10 protein-coding genes are annotated in these 13,033 nt (G+C 65.6%); 3 read left to right on the forward strand and 7 right to left on the reverse strand.

Going from position 1 to position 13,033, the window contains the following annotated elements; genetic code table 11:
- Positions 1-326 precede the first annotated feature (326 nt).
- The 5 genes from ACZ5B4_RS14845 to lexA all read right to left on the reverse strand — a co-directional run bounded on the left by ACZ5B4_RS14845 (position 327) and on the right by lexA (position 5,525).
- Positions 327-1,106 (reverse strand): SAM hydrolase/SAM-dependent halogenase family protein, encoded by a 780-nt coding sequence (locus ACZ5B4_RS14845; protein ID WP_464912012.1) that lies wholly within the window; start codon positions 1,104-1,106, stop codon positions 327-329.
- 23 nt (positions 1,107-1,129) lie between these two features.
- Entirely contained in the window at positions 1,130-2,599 is a 1,470-nt protein-coding gene (gene gatB, locus ACZ5B4_RS14850) for an Asp-tRNA(Asn)/Glu-tRNA(Gln) amidotransferase subunit GatB (protein WP_464912013.1), read from the reverse strand.
- Between the two features lie 11 nt (positions 2,600-2,610).
- Positions 2,611-4,182: an Asp-tRNA(Asn)/Glu-tRNA(Gln) amidotransferase subunit GatA gene (gene gatA / locus ACZ5B4_RS14855; protein ID WP_464912014.1), complete on the reverse strand. Its 1,572-nt coding sequence runs from the start codon at positions 4,180-4,182 to the stop codon at positions 2,611-2,613.
- 89 nt (positions 4,183-4,271) lie between these two features.
- Positions 4,272-4,565, reverse strand: a complete 294-nt coding sequence (gene gatC / locus ACZ5B4_RS14860; RefSeq protein ID WP_464912015.1) for an Asp-tRNA(Asn)/Glu-tRNA(Gln) amidotransferase subunit GatC — start codon at positions 4,563-4,565, stop codon at positions 4,272-4,274.
- Between the two features lie 315 nt (positions 4,566-4,880).
- A complete protein-coding gene (lexA, locus tag ACZ5B4_RS14865) occupies positions 4,881-5,525 on the reverse strand; it encodes a transcriptional repressor LexA (RefSeq protein ID WP_464912016.1) in 645 nt (214 codons plus the stop codon).
- A 361-nt stretch (positions 5,526-5,886) separates the two neighbouring features.
- Here lexA and polX point away from each other — a divergent pair, with 361 nt between their 5' ends.
- The 3 genes from polX to sucD all read left to right on the forward strand — a co-directional run bounded on the left by polX (position 5,887) and on the right by sucD (position 9,796).
- Entirely contained in the window at positions 5,887-7,605 is a 1,719-nt protein-coding gene (gene polX / locus ACZ5B4_RS14870; protein WP_464912017.1) for a DNA polymerase/3'-5' exonuclease PolX, read from the forward strand.
- Between the two features lie 75 nt (positions 7,606-7,680).
- Positions 7,681-8,880 (forward strand): ADP-forming succinate--CoA ligase subunit beta, encoded by a 1,200-nt coding sequence (gene sucC / locus ACZ5B4_RS14875; RefSeq protein ID WP_464912018.1) that lies wholly within the window; start codon positions 7,681-7,683, stop codon positions 8,878-8,880.
- Between the two features lie 37 nt (positions 8,881-8,917).
- A complete protein-coding gene (gene sucD / locus ACZ5B4_RS14880) occupies positions 8,918-9,796 on the forward strand; it encodes a succinate--CoA ligase subunit alpha (protein ID WP_464912019.1) in 879 nt (292 codons plus the stop codon).
- Positions 9,797-9,908: 112 nt separating this feature from the next.
- On the opposite strand, the gene ACZ5B4_RS14885 is transcribed toward sucD, so the two are convergent.
- Positions 9,909-10,754, reverse strand: coding sequence for a sigma-70 family RNA polymerase sigma factor (locus ACZ5B4_RS14885; protein ID WP_464912020.1), 846 nt, complete (start codon positions 10,752-10,754; stop codon positions 9,909-9,911).
- A 285-nt stretch (positions 10,755-11,039) separates the two neighbouring features.
- Positions 11,040-12,815, reverse strand: a complete 1,776-nt coding sequence (locus ACZ5B4_RS14890; protein WP_464912021.1) for a 30S ribosomal protein S1 — start codon at positions 12,813-12,815, stop codon at positions 11,040-11,042.
- Between the last annotated feature and the right edge of the window lie 218 nt (positions 12,816-13,033).

Raw genomic sequence — 13,033 nt, forward strand, 5'->3', positions numbered from 1 at the left:
TGCCGCTTTACTCGGGAAGCTTCGCACTGCAAACAGTTTCCGTGGGGGCGACCGAATCCTTGATACCGGCGAAAGGCTCCCTATTCTTGTTGCCCGTCGAGGCGATTTCAACCGGCGACTTGTTGTTAGGAACCCCTGGTTAGGGAACCCCTGGGCAACCCGGCAGCCCTCGTCGGAATCCCTATTCGTATTCGGGAGCGAATGGGTTCAGGGAGCGAATGGGTGAAGATGCCGGGGATGGCGGCACCTTCAAGGAGAAGGGCGAGCGCGATGCCACGCTTCGTGGGGCGGCATCGGTCGATCGCAGCGGCAGGCAGCGGCCGGCGTCACCACTGAACGCGGACCGGCGTGCCCGGCCGGGCTCCCAGATCGGCGGCGGCATTGCCTTGCACCACGGCGATTTCCAAATAGTCGGAAGAACCGAAGAGGACCACATGCGAACCGACCGGCCGTTCGGCGTAGGTGTTCACCCAGTCGCATACCCGGCGGTCGCCGCAGGTCACCACGGCGTTGCCCAACGCGGCGTCGGGCAGGTTCTCGGGGCGGATATTCGTCACCAAGTTGCCGAAGTCGTCCACCCAGATCACGCACCCTTCGACATGATCGTCGCCCCGTGCGACTTCGGGGAAAGGGAGCGATTGCACGGCCTCGATGCGGGGCCCCAGTTCGCGGAGCGGCACGCCCAGGCTCAAATGGGCGGCGGCGGGGGCCAAGATGTCTCGCCCGTGAAACGTGTTCGACACCACGGTCCGGCGGTAGTCCGGCCGTTCCAGGCGGACGACCTCGACCACAGGCAGGCGGCGGGATACGATGCCCAGCAGGCCGTTGTCCGGGGCCACGAAGAACTGATCGCCGAGCTTGGCGGCCGCGCACGCCCGATCCGTCCCCACCCCGGGATCGACCACCGCCAGATGAATGGTGCCGGCCGGATAATACGGGGCGGCCTCGGCCAATAGCCACGCCCCGCGGAAAACGTCCTGCGGCGGCACCTCGTGCGTGATGTCCACGAATTGCACGGCGGGATTGAGCGACAGCATCACGCCCTTCATGACCGCCGCGTAATGGGACTTGGAGCCGAAATCGGTGAGGAGGGTGATGATCCTCATGGGGCGGTCCTCGCCGTCCGCCGTCACATCCGCGCGATCCGCTCCAGACAGATCTCCTTGACGCGGGCCGGATTGACGTTGGGGTTGCGTTTCTTGGCCTGGCCGACCAAGCTGCCCAAGGCCTTTTCCTTCCCCGCCCGAACCTCGGCCACCACCTTGGGGTTGGCGGCCAGCAGCTCCTCGCAGAGGGCCTGAAGGTCGGCGTCGTCCACCTCCGTGATCCCCAGGGCGGCGACGGCATCTTGCGGGCCGACCCCGTGTTGCAGCATATAGGCGAAGACCTGCCGGCCTTTGAGCGTATCCAAACGCCCCTCGCGGACCATCCGCAAGACCTCGCCCAGGGTTTCCGGCGCGATGGGGAACTCGGTGATCGCGATTTGCCGCTCGTTGAGTACGCGGAGCACGTCCTGCTGGATCCAATTGGCAGCCGCCTTGGCGTCGCCGGAGGCCGCCGCCAGCCGCTGGAAATACTCCACGGTAAAACGCCCTTGGTTCACCAGAACGTCGGCATCGTAGGCGTTCAGGCCGTAATCCTGCCGCAGCCTTCGCCGCAGATCGGCGGGCAATTCCCCCAGCGAGGCCCGGACCTCCGCGATCTCCTCCTCGCTCACGGTAATAGGCAGCAAGTCCGGTTCGGGGAAGTAGCGATAGTCGCTGGATTCCTCCTTGGATCGTTGGGGTCGCGTGACTTCGGCGTGCTCGTCCCAGCCGCGGGTCTGCTTGGGTACTTCGCCCAACTTGCGGCCGGTCTCCTGAAAGGTCTCCCACTGCCGCACGGCCTCGTAGGCCAAGGCCTTTTCCACGGCCCGAAAGCTGTTCATGTTCTTCACTTCGACGATCGGCGTGGCGACGGTCCCGTTCGGCGTGGGGATGTGCAGGTTGATGTTGGCGTCGACGCGGAGGCTTCCCTCTTGCATGTTGCAGTCGGAGACTTCGAGGTAATTGAGCAGCAGTTTCAGCTCTTGCAAGAAGACCTTGGCCTCGGCGGGGGAGCGGATGTCGGGATGGGTGACGATCTCCAAGAGCGGCGTTCCGGCACGGTTGAGGTCGATGCGGCTGTCGGCCCGGCCGGCCTTTTCGTCGTGCAAGCTCTTGCCCGCGTCCTCCTCCAAATGCACGCGGATGATGCGAATGCGGCGATCCTCGACGCCGTCCTCTCCGGGCACGTCGAGCCGGCCCTCGCGGCACAAGGGGAGGTCGTATTGGCTGATTTGGTAACCCTTGGGCAAATCGGGATAGTAGTAGTTTTTGCGGTCCCACTTGGTGAAGGAGGCGATCCGGCAATGCAGCGCGGCGGCGGCCTTGAGGGCCAAGCGAAAGGCCTTGCGGTTCATCACCGGCAGCACGCCCGGCATGCCGATGCACACGGGGCACGTCTGCGTGTTGGGGGGAGCGCCGAACTTGGTCGAGCACCCGCAAAACAGCTTGCTCTCGGTCAGCAATTGCACGTGGACTTCCAAGCCCACCACGATGGTGTACGGTAACGATGCCACGCCCTTCTCCTTCAACCGCGAATGTCCGTCCCGCCGGGGCCGGGGGAGGGGGGACGGCGGCGGTGCCGGTCCGTAACCTGTTGCAAGGCGTGCGCCGCCCGCAGCAAACGCCCCTCTTCCAATGCCGGCGCCTGGAGGTGCAACCCGATGGGCAGGCCCTCCCGGCTGAACCCGCAGGGGATCGAGAGGGCGGGCAGCCCGGCCAGGTTGGCGCCCACCGTGTACAGGTCGAACAGGTACATCGCCAGGGGGTCGCTGATTTTTTCGCCGAGCCGGAAAGCGGGGGCGGGCGTGACCGGGCCGGCGATCACGTCCACCTTGGCGAAAGCCCGGTCGTAGTCTTCGCGGATCAAACGCCGCACCTTCAACGCCTTGAGGTAATAGGCGTCGTAATAGCCGGCGCTGAGGGCGTAGGTCCCCAGCATGATCCGCCGTTTGACCTCGGCGCCGAAGCCTTCCGCCCGGGTCCGGCGATAGAGCCGCACCAGGGCCGAGTCCAAGTCGTCCAGGGCTTGGGCGTCGCCCGCCGCCTGCAACGCCCGACGCTCCTCCTCCAACTCCGCCAGCATCGCCTTTTCGTCCGTGCGGTAGCCGTAGTGGACGCCGTCGTAGCGGGCCAAGTTGCTGGAGGCCTCGCTGGGGGCGATGATGTAATAGGCGGCTACGGCGAATCGGGCATGCGGCAGCGTGACCTCGACCAGCTCGGCTCCCAACCCTTCATACGCCCGCAACGCCTCGCGGACGGCCTCGGCCACCTCGGGGTCCAGGCCTTCGGTGAAATGGTCGGGCACCCAGCCGATGCGGAGGCCCTTGAGCGATCCCTCCAGTTCGCAGACGTAGTTCGGCACGGGGCGATCCAGCGAGGTGGAGTCGCGAGGATCGTGTCCGGCCAGGGTCTCCAGCAGCAGGGCGCAATCCTCCGCCGATTGGGCCAGCGGCCCGATCTGATCCAGGCTGCTGGCGAAGGCCACCAGTCCGAAGCGGCTGACGCGGCCGTAGGTGGGCTTCAGGCCGGAGATGCCGCACAAGGCCGCCGGCTGGCGGATCGAGCCGCCGGTATCGGAGCCTACCGAGAGGGGCACCATTCGGGCGGCGACGCAGGCGGCCGCCCCGCCGCTGGAACCGCCGGGGGTGCGGGCGGCGTCCCAAGGGTTTCGCGTGGGGTGAAAGGCGGACGTTTCCGTCGATCCCCCCATGGCGAACTCGTCCAGGTTGGTCTTGCCGACGATGACCGCCCCCGCCGCCAACAGGCGCTCCACGACCGTGGCATGGTAGGGCGGACGGAAGTTCGCCAGCATCCGCGAGGCACACGTCGTCACCCGGCCTTGCACGCACAGATTGTCCTTGATCGCGACGGGGATGCCGGCCAAGGGTCCCAGCGTTTCACCGGCACGGCGGCGGTGATCGACGGCCTCAGCCTGGGCCAAAGCCCATTCCGGCTCGACGCAGAGAAACGCCCCCACCGTCGCGTCCTCCGCGGCGATACGATCCAGACATGCCCGAACGACCTCCACGGCCGAGCACTCCCGGCGGCGCAGTCGGCCCGACAGTTCGGCGGCCGTCAGTTCACACAACGATGCCATGTCGTTCCATCCGATCCTGCTCGATGCCCCTACGGTTACGCCGCGGACGCCCTTGCCGACGGCGGCCCTCGCCCCGGCTCGCGCGGCGCTCAGGCTTCGCCCAGCACGGCGGGCACACGGTAGCATTCTTCATCCCGATGCGGGGCATTGGCCAAGGCCGACTCGCGATCCAAACCGGGAACGACGCGATCTTCGCGGAAGACGTTGGTCACTTCCACGGCGTGCGCCAGCGGTTCCACGCCCTCGGTGTCCACGCCGCCGAGCAGTTCCATGTATTCCAGCACGCGGCTCAATTGCGACGCCATCAAGCGGGTCTCTTCCGGCGTCAGCTCCAGTCGTGCCAAGAGGGCGACTTTGCGAATCTCATGTTCGGAGACGGCCATCCGTCGCTTCCCTTTCCCTTGCCCTTCACGATTGCGCCGATGCGCACGGCTTGGAAACGCGGATCAGCGGATTTCGGAACGCGGAGTCGCAACGGGAGGGGACTTCGCAGCGCCGAGGACTCTGAGGAACCACGGCAAGACCCGGCATCCGCCGCCCTGCGTTCCCGCCGCCCTGCGTTCCCGCCGTCCTTGCGTCCTCCGCCTCTCCGCGGTCCCGCCGCTCCGTTTCGGGAACCCCCGTACTTCCAAGCAACGGCCGGGCGGCGCGCATCCGCCGGCCCGACGCGATCCCCTGGGTGGTTGGGGTCGGCGGCTCTAAGCCCCCAATTTTCGCACAACGCCCACCACCACGCCAAGTACCCGCGCTTGGCGGACGTAGATCGGCTTCATCTTCTTGTTGGCGGGCTGAAGGCGAATGCGATGCCGCTCGGGAAACCAGCGTTTGAGCGTGGTTTCGTTGTCGTCGGTGAGGACGACCACGATGCTGCCCGGCTCGGCCGTCTCTTGCCGTCGCACGACGACGTAATCGCCGTCGGCGATTTGGGCGTCGATCATCGAGTCGCCGTGGACTTGCAGCACGAACAGGTTGCCCCGGCGATTGTCGAAGACGTGATGGAAATCGATCGACTCGGCGTTTTCGACGGCCTCGTGCAGGCGGCCCGCCGCGATCCGCCCCAGTAAAGGCAGGCCGTTTTTGCGATCTTCGTTGGTTCGCTGGACGCTCTCCGCCGCCGGGCGATCCCCCAAAAGGCGAATCGCCCGCGAAAGATTGGGCGATCGGGCGATGTACCGCTTGGCCTCCAGAGCCCGCAGGTGGCACATCACCCCGTTGGGCGAGCGGATATTGAAATGCTCCGCAATCTCGCGCACGGTGGGGCCGTATCCCCGCGTCAGAATCTTCTTGCGGATGAACTGGTAGATTTCGTTCTGCCGCTCGGTCAAGTTCTCGGGCCGATTCATGGCGATTCTCCGAAACGAGGGTCTTCCTCTTCGCCGCGCCTTTTTATACTGTACAAATCCACACATCGGCGGTCAATCGGCGGAGGGTGTCGCCGGCCGGGATGGATCGGTGCCCTTGCCGCAAGCCGGCAGGCGGATCGGCCGCACGTACGGGCGACCGGGGGCTTGGCCGGCCGCGACTCCCGCCGCGCGGCCCGTTTGCGCGCCGTTCCCGAGCCTCCGAGTAAAGCGGCGGCGGAGGCGGCGGGCAACGCATGTTTCCGCCTCGCGGCCGAGGCGTACAATGTCACTTGCGGGAACGCTCTACGTCAATGGGAGTACCGCGCCCTGCATCCATGCCTAATGCCGAGGGATCTCCGCCGTGACCAATGCCGAAATCGCCGCGGTCTTCGATCAGGTTGCCGACCTGCTGGAGTTCCAAGGGGCGAATCCCTTTCGCATCCGGGCCTACCGCACCGCGGCGCGAACCATCGGCGATCTCGTAGAACCGCTCTCGCAGTGGGTCGACTCGGGACGCGACCTCCGTGAGCTGCCCGGCATCGGCGACGATCTCTCCGAGAAGATCGCGACGCTCTTGAGCACCGGCACGCTGCCGTTGTTGGAGGAACTGAAGGCGGAGTTTCCGGAAAGTGTGCTCTCGCTGCTCCGCGTGCAAGGCTTGGGGCCCAAACGGGCGGCCGTGCTCTATCGCGAACTGGACGTCTGCGGCCTGGAGGATTTGCTGGCGGCTTGCGAGGCCCATCGCGTGCGGGAACTGAAAGGCTTCGGCGCCAAGACGGAGGAGAACATCTTGAAGGGGCTTCGCGCGGCCATGGCCGAGTCGCAACGCATCCTGTGGTACCAAGCCGACCAGCTCGTCCGCGATCTGACGGCCTACCTGGCTTCCGCGCCGGGGCTGCGGCGCTGCGAACCGGCGGGAAGCTATCGCCGCGGCAAGGAGACCGTGGGCGACTTGGACATTTTGACCACGGCCGACGACCCCGAGGCGGTGATGCGGCATTTCGAGAAGTTTCCCGGCGTGCGGCGGGTCTTGGCCGAAGGGACCACCAAGGCGGCGGTCGAACTTCAGGCCGGCCTCAACGCCGATTTGCGCGTCGTCCCCGAAGACTCCTTCGGCGCCGCCCTGCAATACTTCACCGGCTCCAAGGAGCACAACGTGGTGCTGCGCGGCATGGCCAAGGAACGCGGGCTGAAGATCAATGAATACGGCGTGTTTCGCGGCGAGGAACGCATCGCGGGCGAAGACGAGCAGGGCGTCTATGCCGCGTTGGGCCTCCCCTGGATTCCTCCCGAACTCCGCGAAGGACGTTGGGAATTCGACTGGGCCTTGGGCGAGGGTTTGCCCGAGCTGATCACCCTGGACGACATCCGCGGCGACCTGCACATGCACAGCACCTGGACGGACGGCATGGCCACGGTGGAGGAGATGGCGCGGGCGGCCAAGGAGCGAGGCTACGCCTACATCGCCATCACGGATCACTCGCAGCGCGTGACCGTGGCCGGCGGATTGACCCCCGAAAAAGTCCTCCGCCAGTGGGAGGCGATCGACCGCATCTCCGCCGAGATCGACGGCATCCACATCCTGAAGGGGATCGAAGTGGACATCTTGGAACAGGGCGGGCTGGATCTGCCCGACGAAGTCCTCGCCCAGGCCGATTGGGTCGTGGCCAGCGTTCATTTCGGACAAAACCAAGCGCGGGAACGCATCACGCAACGAATGGTGGACGCCCTGCGCCACCCCTACGTGTCGGCGATCGCGCATCCGACGGGCAGACTGCTGGGCGAAAGGCCCGCCTACGAGGTCGATTTGGAAGCGGTGATCGCCGCCGCCGCCGAACACGGCAAGGCCCTGGAACTGAACGCCCATCCCCGGCGGCTCGATCTCAACGACACGGCCTGCGCGGCCGCGAAACGGCACGGAGTCCCCATTGTTATTTCGACGGATGCGCATAGCATAAATGGTCTCGAAGCAATGCGCTTCGGGGTGATGCAGGCGCGGCGGGGCGGCCTGACGCGGCGGGACGTGCTCAATGCTCGGCCGTGGGGCGAGTTCCGCAAGTTCCTCCGCCGACGCGGCTGATGCGGCATCGGGCGGGGTGAGGCTCGGCCGGGCCCTGCGGGTCGCCGACGATGGGTCCTCGCGAGGTGGGTTCTCATGAAGATTCACGAATACCAGGCCAAGGCCTTGTTGGTACGTTACGGGGTGGACGTCCCGTGCGGCGAAGCGGTCGAGACGCCCGAGGCCGCGGCCGATGTCTTCCGCCGCCTGAACGTCGCCCGGGCCGTCGTCAAGGCCCAAATCCACGCCGGAGGCCGGGGTAAAGGGACCTTTGCGGAAAACCCCGCCCAGCGCGGCGTGCAATTGGTCGGCTCGCCCGAGGAAGCCGAGCGGGCCGCCGCGGCCATGCTGGGTAAGACGCTGGTGACCGTCCAATCCGGACCGCAAGGCCGCTTGGTGCGGCGCGTTTTGGTCGAGGCCGGCTGCGCCATCCGCCGCGAGCTGTATCTAGGGTTGGTCGTCGATCGTAATCGCGGCAAACCCGTTCTCATCGCTTCCGCCGAGGGAGGTGTGGAGATCGAGACCGTCGCCGCCCGGCGCCCCGAGGCCATCTTCCACGAACCGGTCGATCCCTGGGCCGGGCTCCGCGGCTTCCAGGTACGAAAGTTGGCGAAAAAGCTGGGGCTGGACGGGGCGAGCGAGCGATCGGCCGCGACCTTCCTTCCGGCCTTGGTCCGCTGCTTTTTGGAGCAGGATTGCAGCCTGCTGGAGATCAACCCCACCGTGGTGACCGAGGACGGCACGTTGCTGGCCCTCGACGCCAAGATCAACTTCGACGACAACGCCGCCTATCGCCATCCCGAATGGGCGGAGCTGCGGGATCTGAACGAGGAGGAGCCGACGGAAGTGCGTGCCCAGGCCGCCGGCTTGAGCTACGTCAAACTCGACGGCAACATCGGCTGCCTGGTGAACGGGGCGGGCCTGGCCATGAGTACCATGGACCTCATCATGCTGCACGGCGGCAAGCCCGCCAACTTCCTCGACGTCGGCGGCGGGGCGGATGTGCGCCAGGTCACCGAGGCCTTTCGCATTCTCCTCGGCGACGCAGGCGTGCGGGCGGTGCTGGTCAATATCTTCGGCGGCATCATGCGCTGCACGACCATCGCCGAGGCCCTGATCGCGGCCTATCAAACGGTGGGCGTCCATGTGCCGCTGGTGGTGCGGCTGGAAGGTACGGAGGTGCAGGCGGGCCGCGAAATCCTGGCCAAGAGCGGCCTGAACATCATCACCGCAAGCGACCTCACGGATGCCGCCCGAAAAGTGGTCGCGGCCTGCGACGCGGCGGCCTCCGCGTGACATCGGCCCGGCGAAGGCAAAACAAGGCGATTCCGCGATGAGCATTCTGGTTGATCGAAACACCAAGGTGTTGTGCCAAGGCATCACGGGCAAGGCCGGGCGATTCCATACCCGCCAGTGCTTGGAGTACGGTACCCAAGTGGTGGGCGGGGTGACGCCGGGCAAGGGCGGAACCGAAGCCGAGGGCGTCCCCGTCTTCGATACCGTGGAAGAGGCCGTGCAGGCCACCGGCGCCGACGCCACCATGATCTTCGTGCCGCCGCCCTTCGCCGCGGAAGCCGTCCTGGAGGCCGTGGACGCCGGAATTCGCACCATCGTCGTCATCACCGAGGGCATCCCCGTCCTCGACATGGCTCGGGTGATGCCGACCGTCCGTGCCGCCGGCGCCCGCATGATCGGCCCGAATTGTCCCGGGGTCATTACCCCGGAGGCCTGCAAAATCGGCATCATGCCGGGGTACATCCACCGCCGCGGCTCCATCGGCGTGATCAGCCGGTCGGGCACGCTGACCTACGAGGCGGTTTGGCAGCTCACGCAATTGGGGCTGGGACAGTCCACCTGCGTGGGCCTGGGCGGCGATCCCATCGTCGGCTCCAGCTTCGTGGATCTGTTGGAACTGTTCGCCGCGGACCCGGAGACCGAGGGCGTGCTGCTGATCGGCGAGATCGGCGGCAATGCCGAGGAGCAGGCGGCGGAATACATCGCGGAGCGGTTTCCCAAACCGGTGGCCGCCTTCATCGCCGGCCGAACGGCCCCGCCGGGCAAGCGGATGGGCCACGCGGGGGCCGTCATCACGGGCGGAAAGGGTACCGCCGCCGACAAGATCAAGGTCTTGAACGAGGCGGGCGTGGTGGTCGCGGACAGCCCCGCCGACATGGGCGCCGCCATGCGGCGGGCCCTCGACGCCCGCCGTTGATTCCACGCGGCTGACGCTCGCGCGGCTTGCGACGCGTTTTTCGCCTTGCAAAGCGACAAGGTGCAAAGCACCAAGGCGAGCCGCCGGCACCGGATGCGGTCGCGCCCGACGCTCACTGACCCTCGATGGCCTGGGCCAGCTTCTCCAACGCCTCGCACTCAATCTGGCGGACGCGCTCCCGCGTCAGCCCCAGGACCTCGCCGATCTCCTTGAGCGTCCGCGGCTGGCGGTCCTCCAGGCCGAACCGCATCTTCAGCACGGCGGCCTCGCGGGGGTCCATGGTCCGCAGCCTCTCGCGAATATGGAACATGCTGTCGTGTTCCACCAGCGTCTCGTCGGGGGAGCGAGAACGCTCGTCCTCGATCGTCTCGCCCAAGGACCAACCGCTGTCGCCTTGGTCGGTCTGCGGCGTGAGATTGTAGATGCGGATGGCTTTCTTGATGATCGAAAGCTTTTTGCGGGGGACGCCGAGAACGCGGGCGATTTCCTCCGCGGTCGGGGTGCGGCCCAGCTCTTCGGTAAGACGCGCCGTCGCCCGACGCCACTTGGAAAGCAGCTCCACCATGTACGCGGGGATGCGGACGGTCTTGGCGCAATTGATCAACGCCCGTTTGATCGACTGCTTGATCCAATAGCTGGCGTAGGTGGAGAACCGCGTTCCCATGGCGGGATCGAAGCCTTCGACGGCTCGCATCAGGCCCAGGTTGCCTTCCTCGATCAGATCTTGCAGACTGAGGCCCTTGCCGGTGTAACTCCGCGCGATGTTGACCACCAGGCGCAGATTGGCGCGGACCATGCGGTCCCGGGCGACGGGATCGCCGTTGCCGATGGCGACGGCCAACTCTTGCTCCTCCTCGGGCGAGAGCAACGGCGTCTCGTTGATCTCACGGAGGTACGTTTCCAGCGGCGAATGGCCGGAGGGGTCGTCGTCGAAGGGTTTGCGCTTGATTTTTCTCATGGGATATCAGCGTCGCTGCCTGCTCGGAGATTTTCCCTTGAAAGGGCTATCGACGCCGGGGGCCGCCGCGCTGGAGAGAAGCGGCCGGGTAACAAGATGGCGCGAATGCGCCCCGCGGAACGATTCTTCCGTCCCTGGCGATTGGTGCGATGAGGCCGGGGGGCCGGAGCGGGGCGGTGCCGGGCGCGCGAAAAGACGGCTCATCGGCCTGATATTCCGATGAGCCGTCGCGACGCGCTGAGGCGATTCCGTGCTCGGCGGAATGCTTGGGACCGAAAGGCGGGTTCAGCCTTCCTGGCCGAAGCCCTGGATCAAAGGACCGCTGCTGCCCAAGCCGCCTTTCAGCTCCTGCTGCGGCGGAGCGGGCGATTCGGCCTTCTTGTCCTCGGCCGCCTGCTCCTCTTCCGCCCATTCGACGCGCTTGCGGGATAGTCCGATCTTGCGGGCATCATGATCCACCCGCAAGATCTTGACCTCAATCTCATCTCCCAGCTTGACCACCTGCTCGGGGTTGTCCACCTTGTGATCGGCCAATTCCGAAATGTGCAGCAGGCCCTCCAAGCCTTCCTCCAGGCCCACGAACACGCCGAAGTTGGTGATCTTGGTGACGGTTCCCTTGACGATCTGCCCCGGCTGGTACTTGCTGGGGATGTAGTTTTCCCACGGGTCTTCGGCCATCTGTTTCAGGCCCAGGGCGATGCGGCGGCGCTGCTTGTCCACGGAGAGGACGCGGCATTCCACCTCTTGTCCCTTCTCCAGGACTTCGTTGGGATGCGTGATTTTCCGCGTCCAGGACATGTCGGTCACGTGCAGCAAGCCGTCGATCCCCTCCTCCAACTCGATGAATGCACCGTAATTGGTGAGGTTGCGAACCGTCCCCTTGACCACCGCGCCGATGGGGTACCGTTCCTCGACGCGATCCCAGGGATTTTCGGCGGTTTGCTTGATGCCGAGCGAGATTTCCTCCTTGTTTTTGTCGATTCCCAACACGACCACCTCGACCTCGTCGCCGAGCTGGACGACCTCGCTGGGGTGATTGATCCGCCGCGTCCACGACATCTCGCTGATGTGTACCAGCCCCTCGATGCCGTCTTCCAGCTTGACGAAGGCCCCATAGTTCATCACGTTGACCACGGTTCCCTTGACCCGGCTGCCGACCGGATAGCGCAACTCGATGTCCTCCCAGGGACTGGGCGTCTTTTGCTTCAGGCCCAGGGCGATCTTCTCTTTTTCCCGATTGATATCGAGGACCACGACCTCGAGTTCCTGGTCGATCGAGACCATCTCCGAGGGGTGGTTGATGCGTCCCCAGCTCATATCGGTGATGTGCAACAGGCCGTCGATCCCGCCCAGATCCACGAAGACGCCGAAATCGGCGATATTCTTGACCACGCCCTTGCGGAGTTGGCCGACCTCCAGCTCGGCGAGTAGTTGGGCCTTTTTCTCGGCCCGTTCCCGTTCGATCAGCGCCCGGCGGCTGACGACGATGTTGCGCCGCGCTTCGTCGATCTTGAGCACCAGGCATTCGATGGTCTGGCCGATATACTCCCCGATGTCGGAGGGGCGGCGAATATCGACTTGGCTGGCGGGCAGGAAGACGTTGACGCCGATATCGACCAGCAATCCGCCCTTGATCTTGCGGGTCACCGTACCCTTGACGACGTCGCCTTCCTTCACGGTCTCCATCACCCGCATCCACGCCCGGATCTTCTCCGCCTTGCGCTTGCTGAGGGTAATCATGCCGCGGTAGTCGTCGCCCAGCCCGAACTGGTCTTCCAGGTCCTCGACGAGCACGCTCACGGTGTCGCCGGGCTTGGGCGGCTCTTCGCCCTCCTCCCATTCGGAAAGCGGGACGATGCCTTCACTTTTGTAGCCGACGTCCACGACGACGAAGTCCCGCTCCACGCGGAGGATGCGCCCCTCCACGATCTGGTTGACGGAGACGTCTTCGTGCGAAAGGACCCATTCCTCGGGCGGGAGGCCGGCGGAAGCCTGCTGAAGTTCCATTTCCCACTCTTCCGGAGAGGGATCCAAACCGCGAATCAGATTTCGATTGACCATGAGGCAAAAAACACTTACCAACGGAAACTCGGAAAGGCCGGCAACAACCGTGAGTACCGCGCTGCTGCTCCCCGAATCGTTCGGCGGCGAAAGGAACGCCGGGCGGGACGGACATGCACCGTCCGCAGCGCGTCCGTTCGCCGTAAACGTATTTCCCCGGCATCCGAGATGCTCGAGGGCGATACGCTTCGGGACAGAACCGCGGGAGAAATCCCTTC

It is taken from the genome of Thermogutta hypogea (genome assembly GCF_055386265.1).